Raw genomic sequence first — 16,698 nt, forward strand, 5'->3', positions numbered from 1 at the left:
CCTGGCCGCCCCGACCCGTATCGTTCCGCCGATGAATGCGCCGCCTCCCCCCACCGGCGTGGCCGCGGCGTCCCGCGCCCCGGCCGCGCGCGCTCTGCGCTACCTGGTCCGCGTGCCGATGCTGCTGTGGCACCTGCTGGTGCACCTGCCGCTGACCCTGCTGTCCATCACGCCCTTGACCGCCGGCGTGCGCGTGCCGGGGGGCGAGCGGCTGGACCACCGCATGATCCGCGCCTGGTCGGCGGGGTTGATGCGGGTGTTCGGGTTCCGCCTGCGGCGGGTCGGCACGCCGCTGCCGGGCGGGGTGATGTTCGTCGCCAACCACGTCAGCTGGGTGGATATCGAAGTCCTGCACAGCCAGCGGATGATGGGGTTCGTGGCCAAGCGTGAAATCTCGCAATGGCCGGTGGTCGGCTGGATGGCGGCGCGCGGGGAGACGATCTTCCACGCCCGCGGCAGCACCGAGTCGCTGGGCGGCGTGCTGCACGAGATGCTCTCCAGGCTGCGCGCGGGGCGCTCGGTCGGCGTGTTCCCGGAGGGCGGCACCCGCGGCGGACGCGAGATCGGCCCGTTCCACGCGAGGATCTTCCTGGCTGCGGTCGAGGCCGGCGTGCCGGTGCAGCCGGTGGCGTTGAAGTACGGCGAGGGCGCCAGTGCGCAAACCGTCGTCGCGTTCGGCCCGCGCGAGAGCTTCGTTGCCAATTTCTTCCGCCTGCTGGGCGAGCCGGCCCGCGTGGCCGAAGTGCACTTCCTTGCCCCCATCCTGCCGGGCGACACCGACGGCCGCCGCCGGATCGCCGACCAGGCGCGGCAACGGATCGTCGACGCCATGGGCCTTGCGGCAGGGAATAGGGCCTAGCGAACGGCGCATCGGGAACCGCATGCGCGGCCGCTGTCTATTGCCGCCGACCCGAGATCCCGCTGACGTAACGTCCGGGGGCCGGGTCGACAGGGTTTAGCCTTCGCCCTTCCCGACTCCCCGCCTCACGAGCATGCTGACCGCCGCCGACTACCGCCCGCCCCGCTGGCTGCGCAACGCCCACGTCCAGTCGGTGCTCGGCTCCAGCCCGCTGCGCCGCCGGCATGGCGAGCGCAGCCTGGCGGCCACCGGCGCGCAGACGACGGTGCATCTCGTCGATGCAGGCGAGGGCGTACGGCTGCAGGGCCTGCACAGCACCGTGCCGGGGCGCGAGCCGCACGGCCTGGCGCTGCTGCTGCACGGCTGGGAGGGCAGCGTCGACTCCAGCTACATGCGGCTGACCGCGGCCGAACTGCTGCAGCGCGGGTTCGAGGTGTTCCGCCTCAACTTCCGCGACCACGGCGAGACCCACCACCTCAACGAGGCGCTGTTCCACTCCAACCGCATCGACGAGGTCGTGCGCGCGGCCTGCGAGGTCGCCGCGCGCTTCGTGCGGCGTCCGTTGACCGTCGCCGGGTATTCGCTCGGCGGCAACTTCGCCCTGCGCCTGGCGCTGCGCGCACGCGCCGCGGGCCTGCCACTGGCGCACGTCGCCGCGGTCTGCCCGGTACTGGACCCGGCGCGCACCATGGAGGCGATGGAGCAGGGCTTCCCGCTGTACCTGTGGTACTTCGAACGCAAGTGGCGGCGATCGCTTGCACGCAAACGCGAGCTGTTCCCCGCCAGCCACGACTTCGACGACCGGACCCTGGGCCTGCGCATGCGCCCACTGACCCAGTGGATGGTGGAACGCCACACCGACTTCGGCACCCTGGACCACTATTTCGACGGCTATTCCATCGCCGGCGACCGGCTCACGGCGCTGGACGTGCCGGCCAGCATCCTGATGGCCGCCGATGACCCGGTGATCCCGGTCGAGGGGTTCCGCGCGCTGTCGCTGCCCCCTTCGGTGCAGCTGGAGATCGCGCCATGGGGCGGGCACTGCGGCTTCCTGCAGGGCGCACGGCTGGACGGCTTCGCCGAGCGCTGGGTGGCCGACCGGCTGGTCGCGGCGGCCGCTGCCGCCTGACGCCGCCCGCCGGCAGCCCGGGCGGGCCGCCAGTACAATCGCCGGTTCGACCCGAGAACCGAGTGCCCCGAGTGTCCGACCACGCCACCACGATCGATGCGCTGCGCCGCGGCGCCGTCCCCGAAGCCCTGGCCGCCGCCCGCGAGGCCGTGGCCGCCCAGCCCGACGACGCCACAGCGCAGCGCCTGCTGGCCGCCGCGCTGCGCCTGTCGGGCGAGCGCGAGGCCGCGTTGGAAGCGATCGACCGCGCCATCGACCTGGCCCCCGACGACGCCAACCTGCACCTGGAGCGCGCCGGCCTGATGCTCCACGAGCGCAAGCTCGACGAGGCCCAGACCTCACTCGCACGCAGTGTCGGCCTGGACCCCAACCAGTTCCCGGCCTACATCATCCAGGGCCACCTCGCGCTGGGGCGCGGTGACCTCGACGAAGCCGAGCGACTGGTACGCACGGCGGCGCGCATCGCCCCGGAGCATCCGCAGGTAGCCGCACTGGAAGGCACGTTGGCGGTGCGGCGGGGCGATGCCGACCGCGGCCTGGCGCTGCTGGCCACTGCGGCCGAGCGCCACCCCGAAGACACGCAGGTACGCCACGCGCTGGCGTTCGCCTACCTCGCGAAGGGCCACCTGGCATTCGCCGAACAGGCCTTCCGCCAGTTACTCGAGAAGCAGCCGCAGTCGCGCGCAATGCGCTTCATGATCGCCGAGCTCCTGCGCCGCCAGGGCCGTCCCGGTGAAGCGGCCGACGAGCTGGCGCCGCTGTTGGCCGATGGCACCGCCACGCCGGGGCTGAAGCGCATGGTCGGCCAGGTCGAGCTGCAGGCCGGCCGTCCCGAACGCGGGTTGCCGCTGCTCAAGGAGGCGCTGGCCGCGCGACCGGACGACCGCGCCACCATCGTCGCGCTGGTCGATGCGTGGCGGCGGGCCCCCGATTCCGCCGACGATGCCCGCAACACGCTGGATGCTGCGCTGTCGACGCACCCCGGCCTGGATGCCTTGTGGCGCGCGCGCCTGGTGTTCGAACCCTTTGCTGGCGACACCGCGCGTGCCGTCGTCGAGCGCTGGCAGGCGGCGATGCCCGACCACGTGCCGGCGCTTGAAGCGATGAGTACGATCCACCGCCAAGCGGGCGAGCTGGACGCGGCGGAGGCCATCGCCCGGCGCATCGTCGTGCTACGTCCCGGGCATACCCAGGCCGAATTGCGCATCGTCGACAGCCACATCAACCGCGGCGACCACGACGGCGCCATCGCCCGTGTGCACGCGCTGCTGGAGCAGGCCCAGGACGAGGCATCCCGGGCGAGCCTGCGGCAGTTGTTGGCGCGCGTGCACGATCTCGCCGGCCGCCATGCCGAAGCGGCGGCGCTGTGGACCGCGCTGCAGGCCGACCAGGCGCCACGCCTGTTGCCATTGCCCGAGCACTCGGCGTCACTGGTCGAACTGCCCGATCGCACTAGCGCGCCGGAGGATGCAGCCAGCGTGCTGTTCCTGTGGGGCGCGCCCGGCTCGATGGTGGAACGTCTGGGCCACACGCTCGCGCTGGCGCGCGCGCCGCTGCAGCCGGATCGATTCAGTGGCAATCCGCCGCGCGATGCCTTCCAGCGCATCGACACCGCACGTCGGCTCCAGGACGGTTCGCTGTCGCCCGCCGATGCGGCACAGTCGTGGCGCGATGCGCTCGCCGCGCGCCGGTTGACCGGAGCGCATGTGATGGACTGGCTGCTGTGGTGGGACAACAGCCTGCTGCCGGTCCTGCGCGCGCACCTGCCGGAAGCCGAGCTGATGATCGCCCTGCGCGACCCGCGCGACATGCTTCTGGACTGGCTGGCCTGGGGCTCACCCGCACCGTTCGCGATGCCGTCGCCGAAGGCGGCGGCCGAGTGGCTGGCGACGTCGATGGGGCAGGTGGCCGACCTGCACGAGCAGGATCTTGTCCGCCACCACCTCGTTCGCATGGATGGAATTACCGAGGACCCGGCTGCGATCGCACGGGCGATGGGCGAGGCGTTGCAGACGCAGGTGCCCGATGCTGGCGTCGGCGCGCTCGGTCCGGCCCGCTTCCCGGCCGGCCACTGGCGCGCCTACGCCGAGCCGCTGGCCGAGGCCTTCGCGCTGCTGACGCCGGTTGCACAGCGTCTGGGCTATCCCGAGGCCTGATCCGAATACCCAACCGCACACGGAGGCAGCATGCAGATCCGCAGCGACAGTTTCGAGAACCGCCAGCGCCTGCCGGCCGAATTCGCCGCCGGCGTGCGCACTGGCGACGACGTAGGGTTCGGTGCCAACCGCAACCCGCACCTGGCCTGGAGCGACGTGCCCGAGGGCACGCGCTCCTTCGCGTTGCTGTGCATCGACCCGGACGTGCCCACGGTCGGCGAGATGGTCGGCAAACCGGGGGTCGAGATCCCCGTCGACCAGGTCCGCACCGACTTCGTGCACTGGGCGATGGCCGACATCCCGGCCGACGTGCGCGAAATTGCCGCAGGCAGCTGCAGCGACGGTGTCGTGCCGCACGGCAAGCAGGACCCGGCCGGGCCTAAGGGCGCGCGCCAGGGCCTGAACGACTACACCGGCTGGTTCGAGGGCAACGACGACATGGCCGGGCAGTGGCGCGGCTTCGATGGCCCGTTCCCGCCACCCAACGACCTGCGCCTGCACCGCTACTTTTTCCGGCTGTACGCGATCGACGTCGACACGCTCGACCTGCCGGACGACTTCACCGCCGGCGACGTGCAGCGCGCCATGCACGGCCACGTGCTGGCCGAGTGCGCGATCCACGGCACGTACTCGCTGCATCCGAAGGTCGAGGGCTGAGGCGGTAGGAGTCCGCGTGTCGGGACCCGTGCGCGGATGCCTGGCACTACCCGCCGGGATGGATTCGATCGCGCCTGAAGCCGCTCCTACAAGAACTTACCTGTAGGAGCGGCTTCAGGCGCGACCGCGACCAGTCAAACCACGTCGCAATTCCGCCACCGTTGTAGGAGCGACGTGAGTCGCGACATACGCCAAACGGTGTGCCATGACGGTCGCGACTCACGTCGCTCCTACAGGAAGGCGGCGTTCAAACCCCCGCCGGCAGCCACAACAGCAGCGCCACGCCCAGCACGATGCGGTAGATCGCGAACGGCGTGTAGCGGTGCTGCTTGATGTAGCCCAGCAGCCAGCGCACCGCGACGAAGCCGGTCACGGTGGCGGCGGCGAATGCCAGGCCCATTTCACCCCAGGCCTCGCCACCGGTGCCCGATTCGAGGAAGTGCTCCAGCAGTGCGTAGCCGCTGGCGGCGAACATCGTCGGGATGCCGACCAGGAACACGAACTCCGTCGCCGCCGAGCGCTTGCCGGTGCCGGCCATCATCGCCATGAAGATCGCCGCCGCCGAGCGCGAGGTGCCCGGGAACACGCCCGCCACCACCTGAGCCAGGCCCACCAGCACGGCCACCACCCAGGTGATGTGCGCCGAGTCGCCGCGGCGCTCGGCGATGCGCTCGGCGAACAGCATCCACACGCCGCCCAGGATCAGTGCCCACGCGATCGGCGAGACCGTGTCGGGCAGCTCCCAGCCCATCAGCCGCACCGGCAGGCCGACCACCGCGGTCACGCCGAAGGCCACGGCGATCTTCATCAGGTAGTCGCGGTTGGCGGCGTCGCGCAGGCCGGTCGCCAGCGCCCACAGCCGCTGCCGGAACACCAGCGTGATCGCCAGGATCGCGCCGGCCTGGATGACGATGTTGAACAGGTCCGAGCGCTCGCCCAGCCAGTGCTGCGCGATCAGCAGGTGGCCCGTGCTGGAGATCGGCAGGAATTCGGTCAGTCCCTCGATCAGCCCCAGCAGCAGGGCGGCCAGCAGGTCGTTGACGGGGCCGGTGGGGGCAGCGGTGGCAATCGGCATGTACGGGCGTCGTGCGCGAGGGCCGCCTAGGATAGGCGATGGCGCCGCGGACGCCGCCGGCGCATGCAAACGTATGCAGGCCCAGCCCCATGCCGGCCCGGTTTAGGCTCACAGGATCACCGGAGCGACCATGACCGCCAGCACCGCCCAACCCGCGCAGTTACTCACGCTGTTCGGCGCCACCGGCGACCTCGCCGGACGGATGCTGTTTCCCTCGCTGTACGGCCTGCAGGCCGAGGGGCTGCTGCCCGAGCGCCTGCGCATCCTCGGCACCGCGCGCAGCGAACTGGACGACGCCGCGTTCCGCGACCTCGTCGCCGAGTCCATCCAGCGCCATGTCCCCGACGACGAGCGTTGCGACGACGCGCTTCGCGCATTGCTCGAACGCATCGAATACCGCGCCGCTTCGCTGGACGACACCGCGTCGATGGCGTCGCTGGCCGGGGCAATCGATGCGCGCCGCGAGGGCGACGTGCTCTGCCACCTCAGCACCGCGCCGCGCTGGTACGGCGCCGTGTGCGAGGCGCTGGCCGCCGGCGGGCTGGGCGGGCCGGGCACGCGGGTGATGCTGGAAAAACCCATCGGCCACGACCTCGCCAGCGCGATCGCCATCAACGACGCGGTGTCGGCGGTGTTCGACGAATCGCAGGTGTTCCGCGTCGACCACTACCTGGGCAAGGAAGGGGTGCAGAACCTGCTGGCACTGCGTTTCGGCAACGCGCTGTTCGAGCCGCTGTGGAACGCGCGCCACATCGAGCAGGTGCAGATCACCGTCGCCGAGACCGTCGGCGTGGAAGGCCGCGGCGACTACTACGACGGCTCCGGCGCGCTGCGCGACATGCTGCAGAACCACCTGCTGCAGCTGCTGTGCCTGGTGGCGATGGAGCCGCCGTCGCAGTTCGAACCCAGCGCGGTGCGCAACGAGAAGCTCAAGGTGCTGCGCTCGCTGCGCCCGATCGGCCGGGGCGAAGTCGTGGGCGAAACGGCCGCCGGGCAGTACACGGCCGGCGCCATCGACGGCGTTGCCGTGCCGGGGTACGCGCAGGAGCTGGGACGCGACAGCACCACCGAGACCTTCGCCGCCATCCGCGCGCACGTCGACAACTGGCGCTGGTCGGGCGTGCCGTTCTACCTGCGCACCGGCAAGCGCCTGCCGCAGCGGCGCACCGAGATCTTCATCCAGTTCCGGCAGGTGCCGCACTCGATCTTCGGCACCGCGCCCATCGCGCCCAACTCGCTGCTGATCGCGCTGCAACCGGAGGAGCACATCAGCCTGCGGGTGATGAGCAAGACCCCCGGGCTGGACCGCGCCGGCCTGCAGCTGAGCAAGGTGACGCTGGACCTGGACATGCAGGACGAGTTCGCCGCGCACCGTCGCCGCCCGGCATACGAGCGGCTGTACCTGGATGCGCTGGAAGGCAACGGCACGCTGTTCGTGCGCCGCGACGAGACCGAAGCCGCGTGGCAGTGGGTGGATGCGATCGCCGACGGCTGGCGCCACGCCGGCGTGCACCCGCGCAGCTACCCGGCCGGCACATGGGGGCCGGCCGCCGCGCTCACCCTGGCCGAGCGCCACGGCCATGGCTGGCGGGAGTAGGGCGATGGCCTGGGTCGAACACCGCCACGCCGATGCGGCCGCACTGGCCGATGCGCTGGCCGCCACGCTGCACCGGCAGTGCGAACGCGCGCTGGTCGAGCGCGGCAAGGCGCTGCTGGCGCTGGCCGGCGGTCGCACGCCGTTCCCGGCCTACCGCGCGTTGGCGGCGTCCGACCTCGACTGGTCGCGCGTCACCGCCATGCCGACCGACGAACGCTGCGTCCCGCACGACCACGCCGCCTGCAATCTGCGCGGCCTGCGCGAGGCGATGGCCGGCGCGCGCGGCCTGACACTCCAAGCGCTGACCACGCGCGATGGCAACCCGGACGCATCGCAGGCCGCCGCACGCGCGATGCTCGCGCACCACCCCGATGCATTCGATGTCGTCGTGCTGGGCATGGGCGAGGACGGCCACACCGCGTCGCTGTTCCCCGGCGCGCCGCAACTCGACGCCGCGCTGGACCCCGCCCGTGCCGACGGCGCGGTGCGCGTCGACCCCGACCCGCTGCCGCCGGAAGCACCGTTCGCGCGAATCAGCCTGACCGCATCGCGCCTGCTGCACGCCAGGTGCATCATTCTGGCGCTCACCGGCCACGCCAAACGCGCCGTGCTGGAGCAGGCCCTGGCCGATGCCGACCCGCGCCGCCACCCGGTGGCCGCGATCCTCCACGCCCCCAGCGCCACCGTGCACGTCCACTGGAGCCCGTGATGCCGCTGCACCCCACCGTCGCCGCCGTCACCGCCCGCATCGCCCGCCGCAGCCGCACGCTGCGCGGCGACTACTTGGCGCGCATGGAGGCCGCGCGCCACGCGCTGCCGGCGCGTACCCGGCTGGGCTGCGGCAACCTCGCGCACGGGTTCGCGGCAGCCGGCGCCGACAAGCCGCACCTGCGCGGCGCGGCCGGCGGCAACCTGGCCATCGTCACCGCGTACAACGACATGCTTTCGGCGCACCAGCCGATGGAGCACTACCCGACGCTGATCCGCGCCGCCGCGCGCGCGGCCGGTGGCAGCGCGCAGGTCGCCGGCGGCGTGCCGGCGATGTGCGACGGCGTCACCCAGGGCCGCGAGGGCATGGAGCTGAGCCTGTTCTCGCGCGACACCATCGCCCTGGCCACTGCGGTCGCGTTGTCGCACGACATGTTCGACGGCGCGCTGCTGCTGGGCGTGTGCGACAAGATCGTGCCCGGGCTGCTGATCGGCGCGCTCAGCTTCGGCCACCTGCCGGTGGTGTTCGTGCCGGCCGGGCCGATGACGTCGGGCCTGCCCAACCGCGTAAAGGCCGCGGTGCGCCAGCGCTACGCCGCCGGCCAGGCCAGCCGCGAGGAGCTGCTGGAAGCCGAATCGGCCAGCTACCACGGCCCCGGCACCTGCACGTTCTATGGCACCGCCAACTCCAACCAGATGCTGCTGGAGGTGATGGGCCTGCACGTGCCCGGCACCGCGTTCGTCAATCCCGGTACGCCGCTGCGCGATGCGCTCACCGTCGCGGCCACCGAGCAGGCGCTTCGCGCCACCGCGCTGGCCGAGCGCCACGCCGGCGACGGCGCGCCGCCCACGTACCGGCCGCTGGCGCGTACCGTCGACGAAAAGGCGATCGTCAACGCCATGGTCGGGCTGGCGGCCACCGGCGGCTCGACCAACCACGCCATCCACCTGGTCGCGGTCGCGCGCGCCGCCGGGCTGCTGATCGACTGGGACGATCTGGACGCGCTGTCGCGGGTGACGCCGCTGCTGGCGCGCATCTACCCCAACGGCAGCGCCGACGTGAACCACTTCCACGCCGCCGGCGGCATGGGCCGCGTCATCACCGAACTGCTCGACGCCGGCCTGCTGCACGAGGACATCGCCTGCGTGCACGGCGGCACCCTGCGCGACCAGGCGATGGAGCCGTACCTGGACGACCTGACCCTGCGCTGGCGCGACCCGCCACCGTCCTCGCTCGACGTGGATGTGCTGCGCGGCGTAGCCGACCACTTCGATGCCGAAGGCGGGTTGCGGCGCCTGGACGGCAACCTGGGACGCGCAGTGGTGAAGGTGTCGGCGGTGACGCCGGAACACCGCATCATCGAAGCGCCCGCGCGCGTGTTCGAATCGCAGGACGCGGTGCTCGCCGCGTTCCAGGCCGGCGCGCTGGAAGGCGATTTCGTCGCCGTCGTCAGCGGGCAGGGCCCGCGCGCCAACGGCATGCCCGAGCTGCACAAGCTGACCCCGGTGCTGGGGGTGCTGCAGGACCGCGGCCAGCACGTCGCGCTGCTCACCGACGGACGCATGTCCGGTGCCTCGGGCAAGGTGCTGGCCGCCATCCACCTCTCGCCCGAGGCCGCCGACGGCGGGCCGATCGCGCGCCTGCGCGACGGCGACCGCATTCGTATCGACGCCGAGGCCGGCCGTCTCGAAACGCTGGTTGATCCCGCCGAGTGGAACGCGCGCGAGGCGGTCCCACCGGATGCTGCCGCCTCGCACACCGGCGTCGGCCGCGAACTGTTCGGCCTGATGCGCGCCGCCACCGGCACGGCCGAGCAGGGCGGCTGCAGCCTGTTCCCGGCGCTCCCGGACGCGGCGCTGGCCGACATGGCCGCCGCAGGGGAGCTGGCCGGTGGTTGAGCGCATCGACGACGACCTCGACCGGCTCGCGCTGATCGCCGACATCGGCGGCACCAATGCGCGCTTCGCCCTGACCGACGCGGCGCCCGTGCCGCGCATCCTGCATTCGCGCACGCTGCACAACGCCGACTACGCCAGCCTGCAGCACGCCGCCGAGGCCTACCTCGGCGACATCGGTGCGCGGCCGCGCCGCGCCGCGCTGGCGCTGGCCTGCCCGGTGCATACGGAAGAGATCCGCCTCACCAACCGCGCGTGGTCGTTCAACCGGAATGAACTGCGCGACGCGCTGGGCCTGGACGAGCTGAACCTGCTCAACGATTTCGGCGCGGTCGCCTGGTCGGTGCCGGCGCTGGCCGAGGGCGAGCGTGTCCATCTCTATGGTCCGCTGCGCAGCGGACTCGAAGGGCCCGTCAGCGTGCTCGGCCCCGGCACCGGCTTCGGCGTCGCGCTGCTGGTCGGCGATGCGGGGCGCGGCTGGCAGGCGGTGGAAACCGAGGGCGGCCACGTCAGCTTCGCGCCCATCGGCGACGAGGAGCACGCGCTCGCGCGCTGGATGAATGCACGCCACGGACGCACGTCGTGGGAGCGGCTGCTGTCGGGCAGCGGGCTGTCGTCGATCGATGCGGTGCTGCGCGGCATCGAGGCCGGCGTCGATGTCGGCACGCCGCACCTGGCACTGGCGCCGCGCGAACCGGCCGAGGTGGTCGCCGCCGCGCTGGACGGCCACGATGCGGTGGCGCGGCGGTCGCTGGCCCGCTTCTGTTCGATCCTCGGGAGCGTCGCAGGCGACGCCGCGCTGATCCATGGCGCGCGCACGGTGATGATCGCCGGCGGCATCATCCCGCGCTTCATCCCGTTCCTGCGCAGCAGCGCGTTCCGCGAACGCTTCCTGTCCAAGGGACGGTTCGCGGCGTACCTGGAATCGGTGTCGGTGCAGGTCGTGACCCACCCGCACCCCGGGCTGCTCGGCGCCGCTGTCGCGCTGCGACGGCCCGATGCCACGGAGACCGTGTGATGTGGAACCCCGACGACCATGCCTGCCGCGTCGATGACGTGTTTGCCCGCGCGCCGGTGCTGCCGGTGCTGGCGATCGAGCGCCTCGACGACGCCGTGCCGCTGGCGCGCACGCTGGTCGAGGCCGGGTTGCCGGTGCTGGAGGTCACCCTGCGCACCGATTGCGCGATCGGGGCCATCGCCCGGATCGCACGCGAATTGCCCGATGCGGTGGTCGGCGCCGGCACCGTGCTCACGCCCGAGGACCTGATCGCGGTGGGCGAGGTCGGCGCGGCGTTCGCGATCTCTCCCGGCGCCACCGAGCCGCTGTACGCAGTCGCGCGCGAGGCGTCGTTGCCGTGGATCCCGGCGGTCGCCACCGCCAGCGAGGTCATGGTCGGCCTGGACCACGGCCACCGCCGCTTCAAGTTCTTCCCCGCCGAGGCCGCCGGCGGCGTGGCCGCGCTCAAGGGCTTCGCCGGTCCGTTCCCGCAGGTGCGTTTCTGCCCCACCGGCGGCATCGACGCCGAGCGCGCCCCGCGCTATCTCGCGCTGTCGAACGTCGCCACCGTCGGCGGCTCGTGGATGGTCCCCGGCGATGCCCTGGCCGCCCGCGACTGGGTCCGCATCGGCAACCTCGCGCGCGAAGCCGCCGCGCTGCGCGGCCGCTGATCACGCCGCATCTGTAGGAGCGGCTTCAGCCGCGATCGCGAACCGTGGCATGCGACGAATCTTGCGGCTCTCTTGTAGGAGCGACGTAAGTCGCGACCACGCCAGCCGGTGTGCCACGGCAGTCGCGACTTACGTCGCTCCTACAGGTGGGCGATGACGGGGTAGCCCTCGCGCCTGAAGCCGCTCCTACACAGGCGTAGGCGCCGTTTCGACGACGACTTCGCGCCGGCGCTTCCTGTAGGAGCGTCTTCAGGCGCGACCGCGGCATCAGGTCGCCCTACGGCCAGGCACCGTTGTAGGAGCGACGTAAGTCGCGACCGCCAAGCTGCACCCGCGTCGTAACCCACCCACCGCGGGCCGGCCAACACGGTCGCGACTCACGTCGCTCCTACAGGTGGGCGATGACGGGGAACGCCCTCGCGGCTGAAGCCGCTCCTACATCAGGCAGGGAGTGAGTGCCTCCGCCTAAGTGCTCGCGCCCACCGCCAACCGCCCGCTGCTCCGATCCAGCACCCGGCTCATCCCCCACGTCAGCGCGATCGTCGCGACCAGGGTGATGAACATCAAATGGATGTAGTGCAGCGGCGACCAGACGAAGGTGAACACCGCGTACAGCACGGCGCCGAACACCAGGCCGGTGCGTGCGGCGCGCGGGTCGATGCGGGTGAAGGCCACCGCGACGATGAAGGCGGCCAGCACCGGCATCGAGTACAGCCCGTTGAGCTGCTGCAGCGTGGCGATGATGCTCTGGGAATGCTGATAGAGCGGCACCATCGCCAGCGACACCACGGCGAACACCACGGCGACCCACTGGCCGATGCGGCGGGCGTCGCCGTTTGGGTTGATCTTCGCCAGGTGGATGTCGCAGGTGTACAGCGCCGCGGCCGAGTTCAGGCACGAGTTGAAGCTCGACAGCACCGCGCCGGTAATCACCGCCGCGAACGCGCCCGACAGCCACGCCGGCAGCACGTCGCCGACCAGCTGCCCGTAGGCCACGTCGCCGACATCGCCGTACAGCTTGAACGCGATCACGCCGGGGAAGATCACCACCAGCGGCGTCAGCAGTTTGAACGCGGCCGCGGCGTAGATGCCCTTCTGCGCCTCGCGCACGGAGCCGGCGGCCAGCGCACGCTGGGCGATCACCATGTTGGTGCCCCAGTAGAAGACGTGGATGAACAGCATGCCGGTCAGCAGCGTGGTCCACGGGATGTCGGATTCGGGCCCGCCGACCAGCGTCCAGCGCTCGGCCGGGATGCCCGTCAGGTCCCAGTTGACGGCGGCCAGTGCGAACAGCGTCACCGCAATGCCCATCACCAGCAGGCCCAGGCCGTTGAACGTGTCGGAGATGGCGATCGCGCGCAGCCCGCCGAACGCGGCGTACGCCAGTCCGGCGGCGGCGAACAGCGCGGCGATCACGATCACCGGCCAGTCGATGCCGAACATCGACTTCATGAACACCGAGCCGGTGTACAGCACCACCGGCAGCAGGATGAACATGTAGCCGAGCATGAAGAGCACCGACACCGCGCGCCGCAACCCGGGGTCGCCGAGGCGGTGCTCGAGCAGTTCGGTCGTGGTGGTGCAGCGGTAGCGGTAGTACATCGGCACCAGCACGTGCGCCAGCACCAGCAGGCCGGCGGCGGCGCCGAACTCCCACCACGCCACCAGCATCATCTGCGCGCCGTTCATGCCGACGATCTGCTCGGCGCTGAGGTTGGTCAGCAGCAGGCTGCCGGCGATCACCGGCCACGTCAGCCCACCGCCGGCCAGGAAGTAGTCGCGCGAGGCGTTGCCGGTGCGTTGCGCGCGCGCGCAACGCCACCACGTCAGCCCCGCCACCAGCGCGGTCAGCGCCAGGAACACCGTCACCTGCACGGCCGTGGAATTCATATCGCTGTCTCCCCGCGACGCCCGCGCATCGTGCGCGCGAGGCTCGCGTTCCGCAACGCGCCGCATCGGCGCGCGGCACAAAAAAAAGAGCCCCTGCCGACGACCCGGTCGGCAGGGGCAGGGGGTCACGCCACTACATCAGCACGCACGCATCAGAACGTATAGCCGACACCGAACAGCACCGACCGGCCGTACTCCTCGTAGCGCTGCGCCAGGCCGCTGTCGAAGAAGTACTCGCGGTACGGCTCGTCGGTCAGGTTGTTGACCTGCAGCAGCAGCGACAGGCCTTCAAGCGACGTGCCATCTGCGAAGCTGTAGCCGATCTGCGCGTCCAGCACTTCCTCGCCCTTGATGTAGCGCGGCGTACGGTCGGCGCCGAAGCCCTGGATTTCGCCCAGGAAGTCGCTGCGCTTGCGCTGGCTGACGCGCGCCTGGAAGCCGGCACGTTCGTAGTACAGGGTGATGTTGGTGACCTTGTCGGACAGGCCGGCGATCGGCTCGTCCGGGCCGTCGGGACCCTGCCGTTTGATCGAACTGTCGGTGTCGGAGTGGTTGGCCTGGATGCCGAAGCCTTCCAGCGCCGGCGTGAACAGGTTGAACGGGATCGACACCGCGAACTCCCAGCCGCTCAGGCTGCCGCCCTCGCCGTTGGCCGGGGAGGTCGAATAGCCGATGGGCGATGGCGTCGGGCCGGTGTAGCCCTCGGGCAGCGGGTAACCGGAGGCGTCGACCTCGATCTGCTGGTCGTAGATGTAGGTGCGCAGGTCCTTGTAGAAGTACGCCGCGCTGATATAGCCGCTGTCGCCGAAGTACTTCTCGTACGAGGCGTCGAACGCGTTGGCTTCCCACGGCTCCAGTTCCGGGTTGCCGCCGCTGCCTTCCCAGCGGGCTTCGTCGGCCTGGTTGAAGACGATCGACGAGTTGTTGCTGGCGCGCAGCTGGTCGATGCGCGGGCGCGCCATCTGCCGCGCCGCGGCCACGCGCAGGGTCTGGTCGTACGGCAGCAGGAACGACAGGTTCAGGCTCGGCAGCACGTCGGTGTAGTCCGTGCCGCCGCTGATCGGCGTGGCATTGGCGGCGTCGCCGGCGATCAGGAAGAAGCCGTCGGAGGACTGGTCGGTGTTGACCACCTGCACGCCGACGTTGCCGCGCAGGCCGATCGAACCCAGGTTGGTGTTGATGTTGCCCTGCACGTAGAACGTGTCCTGCTCCTCGTTGACCGTCCACTGCTTGTTGAGGATGTCGGCGTTGATGTTGTCGGCCAGCTCGTAGTACTCGCGCAGCACGCCATTGATGTCGTAGCTGAAGCTGCCCGGGATGCCGGTGAACGACAGGTCCACGGGGTTGAGGATGAAGCCCGGGTCGACCACCACCTCGTCCGCGCCCGGCTCGCCGCGCGCCGGCCCGCCGACCAGCTCGAGGAACGCCTCCGGCACGCTGCGCTGCTTCTCGCGCTCGGAGTGGTTGGCGCCGAACTCGACGCTGCTGAACATGCCGCTGTCGAAGCGTCGCTCGAAGTCGAGGCGGAACGAGGTCAGCTCGTCCTCCACCTGCGGGGTCTTGATGTAGCCGTCCTGGCCCCAGCCGCCCGGGTCGGTCAGCACGATCAGCGCCGGGTCGGTGTAGTCCAGCCCGAAGCTCAGCGTGGGCTTGCCGGTGGACTGGTCCAGGCGGAAGTCGACGCTGTCGGTGACGCCGGCGCGGGTGCCCGAGTACGTCTCCAGGATCGACTCGTTGCGCTCGGCGCTGGAGTAGCTGACATCGCCGGTCAACGTCCAGTAGTCGTCCAGCGTCCACTTGTGGTTCCAGCCGATGGCGAACAGCTTGTCGTCGCCCTCGTTGAGGTCGTTGCGCAGGATGGGGCGCACGTTCTCGAACGTGCCTCCGACCACCACGCCGTTCTCGACCTGCGGGTTGACCAGCGTCGCGCCGCTCCAGCCCAGTGGCACTTCCAGGAAGCGCGTGGTCTCGGCCTTCTCGAACTCGGAGTGGAACAGGTCCAGCGTGGTCTCGTAGCTGTCGCTCGGGCGCCACTGCAACACGCCCATCAGGCCCTGGCGGGTGTTGTCGGTGGAGGAGGCCAGCGACTTGCTGCCGCCCAGCACGTAGTTGCCCGGGCTGCCGCCGTTGTCGGTCGGATAGCCCCAGGCCTCCCAGCGGTTGGCCTGGCCGGGCGCGTCGTAGCGCGAGTAGCCCAGCGCCACGCCCAGCGTGTCGTCCATGAACTGGTCGATGTAGGAGGCGCTCAAGCGGGCGCCGGTGTCGTCGCTGCCGGGGTTGAGCTCGCCCAGCGAGTTCTCCTCGTAGCGCGCGTTGAGCGACACCACGCGGTCCGGGAACGCCAGCGGGCGCACGGTGCGCAGGTCGATCGTGCCCGACAGGCCCTGGCCGACCAGCGAGGCGTCGGGGGTCTTGTAGACCACCACGCCGTTGATCAGCTCGGCCGGGTACTGGTCGAACTCGACCGTGCGGTTGTCGCCGACGCTGACCTGCTCGCGGCCGTTGAGCAGCGTGGTGCCGTAGTCACCGGACAGGCCACGGATGGAGATGGTGGAGGACCGGCCCGCCACGCGCTGCGCGGCCAGGCCGGGCAGGCGGTTGATGGAGTCGGCGATGGACACGTCCGGCAGCTTGCCGATGTCCTCGGCGGAGATCGCCTCGACGATGCTGGTGGACTCGCGCTTGGCCTCGATCGCACGCTCGATGCCGGCGCGCACGCCGGTCACGGTGATGCGGTCCAGGTCGGTGGCGGTGTCGTCGGTCTGTGCGGCGGCTTCAGCCTCGACCTGGGCCTGGGTGGCCTCCTGGGCGTGGGCCTGTGCGGCCAGCATCGCGGTCGCGGACAGCAGCGCCACGCTCAACAGGTTGCGTCGGAATTTCACGTAACTCCCCTCCGGAATGTCGTGCAAATGTTCTTGCGTGGCCGTGGCCACGTGTGTCGCGCAGCGTGCGCGGCCCGGCGCGGTCCCCCCGGGCGGGCCCATCCTATGCCCGGGCTGCACTGCACAAATGGCGCTGAATACGTATTCATGGCGGGGATGCACGCGACTGACGCATGCCGGT

Annotated in this window: 12 protein-coding genes; 9 read left to right on the plus strand and 3 right to left on the minus strand. The window is 71.0% G+C overall.

Annotated features, from left to right (window positions below; all coding sequences use genetic code 11):
* Positions 1 to 31 precede the first annotated feature (31 nt).
* The 4 genes from K6753_RS01175 (at position 32) to K6753_RS01190 (ending at position 4,801) form a co-directional block, all read left to right on the plus strand.
* Complete coding sequence (locus K6753_RS01175) at positions 32 to 859, plus strand: lysophospholipid acyltransferase family protein (RefSeq protein ID WP_425492032.1); 828 nt, start codon at positions 32 to 34, stop codon at positions 857 to 859.
* Positions 860 to 995: 136 nt separating this feature from the next.
* Entirely contained in the window at positions 996 to 1,988 is a 993-nt protein-coding gene (locus tag K6753_RS01180; protein ID WP_223674832.1) for a YheT family hydrolase, read from the plus strand.
* Positions 1,989 to 2,059: 71 nt separating this feature from the next.
* Complete coding sequence (locus tag K6753_RS01185; RefSeq protein WP_223674354.1) at positions 2,060 to 4,144, plus strand: tetratricopeptide repeat protein; 2,085 nt, start codon at positions 2,060 to 2,062, stop codon at positions 4,142 to 4,144.
* Between the two features lie 30 nt (positions 4,145 to 4,174).
* The gene (locus K6753_RS01190) at positions 4,175 to 4,801 is read left to right on the plus strand and encodes a YbhB/YbcL family Raf kinase inhibitor-like protein (RefSeq protein WP_223674355.1); all 627 of its coding nucleotides are present in this window, start codon (positions 4,175 to 4,177) and stop codon (positions 4,799 to 4,801) included.
* A gap of 247 nt (positions 4,802 to 5,048) precedes the next feature.
* Here K6753_RS01190 and K6753_RS01195 read toward each other — a convergent pair whose 3' ends face one another.
* Complete coding sequence (locus K6753_RS01195) at positions 5,049 to 5,876, minus strand: undecaprenyl-diphosphate phosphatase (protein WP_223674356.1); 828 nt, start codon at positions 5,874 to 5,876, stop codon at positions 5,049 to 5,051.
* Between the two features lie 130 nt (positions 5,877 to 6,006).
* On the opposite strand from K6753_RS01195, the gene zwf reads away from it, so the two are divergent.
* The 5 genes from zwf to K6753_RS01220 are packed head-to-tail and all read left to right on the plus strand — an operon-like array spanning position 6,007 to position 11,745.
* Positions 6,007 to 7,473 (plus strand): glucose-6-phosphate dehydrogenase, encoded by a 1,467-nt coding sequence (gene zwf / locus K6753_RS01200; RefSeq protein WP_223674357.1) that lies wholly within the window; start codon positions 6,007 to 6,009, stop codon positions 7,471 to 7,473.
* Between the two features lie 4 nt (positions 7,474 to 7,477).
* The gene (gene pgl / locus K6753_RS01205) at positions 7,478 to 8,182 is read left to right on the plus strand and encodes a 6-phosphogluconolactonase (protein ID WP_223674358.1); all 705 of its coding nucleotides are present in this window, start codon (positions 7,478 to 7,480) and stop codon (positions 8,180 to 8,182) included.
* Positions 8,182 to 10,080 (plus strand): phosphogluconate dehydratase, encoded by a 1,899-nt coding sequence (gene edd, locus K6753_RS01210; protein ID WP_223674359.1) that lies wholly within the window; start codon positions 8,182 to 8,184, stop codon positions 10,078 to 10,080. Before pgl ends, edd begins: the two co-directional genes overlap by 1 nt.
* Positions 10,073 to 11,095, plus strand: coding sequence for a glucokinase (gene glk / locus K6753_RS01215; protein ID WP_223674360.1), 1,023 nt, complete (start codon positions 10,073 to 10,075; stop codon positions 11,093 to 11,095). The genes edd and glk overlap by 8 nt, the downstream gene beginning before the upstream one ends.
* A complete protein-coding gene (locus K6753_RS01220) occupies positions 11,095 to 11,745 on the plus strand; it encodes a bifunctional 4-hydroxy-2-oxoglutarate aldolase/2-dehydro-3-deoxy-phosphogluconate aldolase (protein ID WP_223674361.1) in 651 nt (216 codons plus the stop codon). The genes glk and K6753_RS01220 overlap by 1 nt, the downstream gene beginning before the upstream one ends.
* 465 nt (positions 11,746 to 12,210) lie before the next feature.
* Here the strand turns inward: K6753_RS01220 and K6753_RS01225 are convergent, their stop codons facing one another.
* Both K6753_RS01225 and K6753_RS01230 read right to left on the minus strand, forming a co-directional pair.
* Entirely contained in the window at positions 12,211 to 13,635 is a 1,425-nt protein-coding gene (locus K6753_RS01225) for a solute:sodium symporter family transporter (protein ID WP_223674362.1), read from the minus strand.
* 152 nt (positions 13,636 to 13,787) lie between these two features.
* Positions 13,788 to 16,517 (minus strand): TonB-dependent receptor, encoded by a 2,730-nt coding sequence (locus K6753_RS01230; RefSeq protein WP_223674363.1) that lies wholly within the window; start codon positions 16,515 to 16,517, stop codon positions 13,788 to 13,790.
* Positions 16,518 to 16,698: the final 181 nt, after the last annotated feature.

This window comes from Novilysobacter selenitireducens, from assembly GCF_020026895.1.
GTDB classification, from domain to species: Bacteria; Pseudomonadota; Gammaproteobacteria; order Xanthomonadales; family Xanthomonadaceae; genus Lysobacter_C; species Lysobacter_C selenitireducens.

Excerpts from the sequence above, each read along its gene's own strand:
- edd (WP_223674359.1), top strand. The coding sequence starts at position 8,182 with ATGCCGCTGCACCCCACCGTCGCCGCCGTCACCGCCCGCATCGCCCGC.
- K6753_RS01220 (WP_223674361.1), top strand. The coding sequence starts at position 11,095 with ATGTGGAACCCCGACGACCATGCCTGCCGCGTCGATGACGTGTTTGCC.
- pgl (WP_223674358.1), top strand. The coding sequence starts at position 7,478 with ATGGCCTGGGTCGAACACCGCCACGCCGATGCGGCCGCACTGGCCGAT.
- K6753_RS01225 (WP_223674362.1), bottom strand. The coding sequence starts at position 13,635 with ATGAATTCCACGGCCGTGCAGGTGACGGTGTTCCTGGCGCTGACCGCG.
- K6753_RS01175 (WP_425492032.1), top strand. The coding sequence starts at position 32 with ATGAATGCGCCGCCTCCCCCCACCGGCGTGGCCGCGGCGTCCCGCGCC.
- K6753_RS01195 (WP_223674356.1), bottom strand. The coding sequence starts at position 5,876 with ATGCCGATTGCCACCGCTGCCCCCACCGGCCCCGTCAACGACCTGCTG.
- K6753_RS01190 (WP_223674355.1), top strand. The coding sequence starts at position 4,175 with ATGCAGATCCGCAGCGACAGTTTCGAGAACCGCCAGCGCCTGCCGGCC.
- zwf (WP_223674357.1), top strand. The coding sequence starts at position 6,007 with ATGACCGCCAGCACCGCCCAACCCGCGCAGTTACTCACGCTGTTCGGC.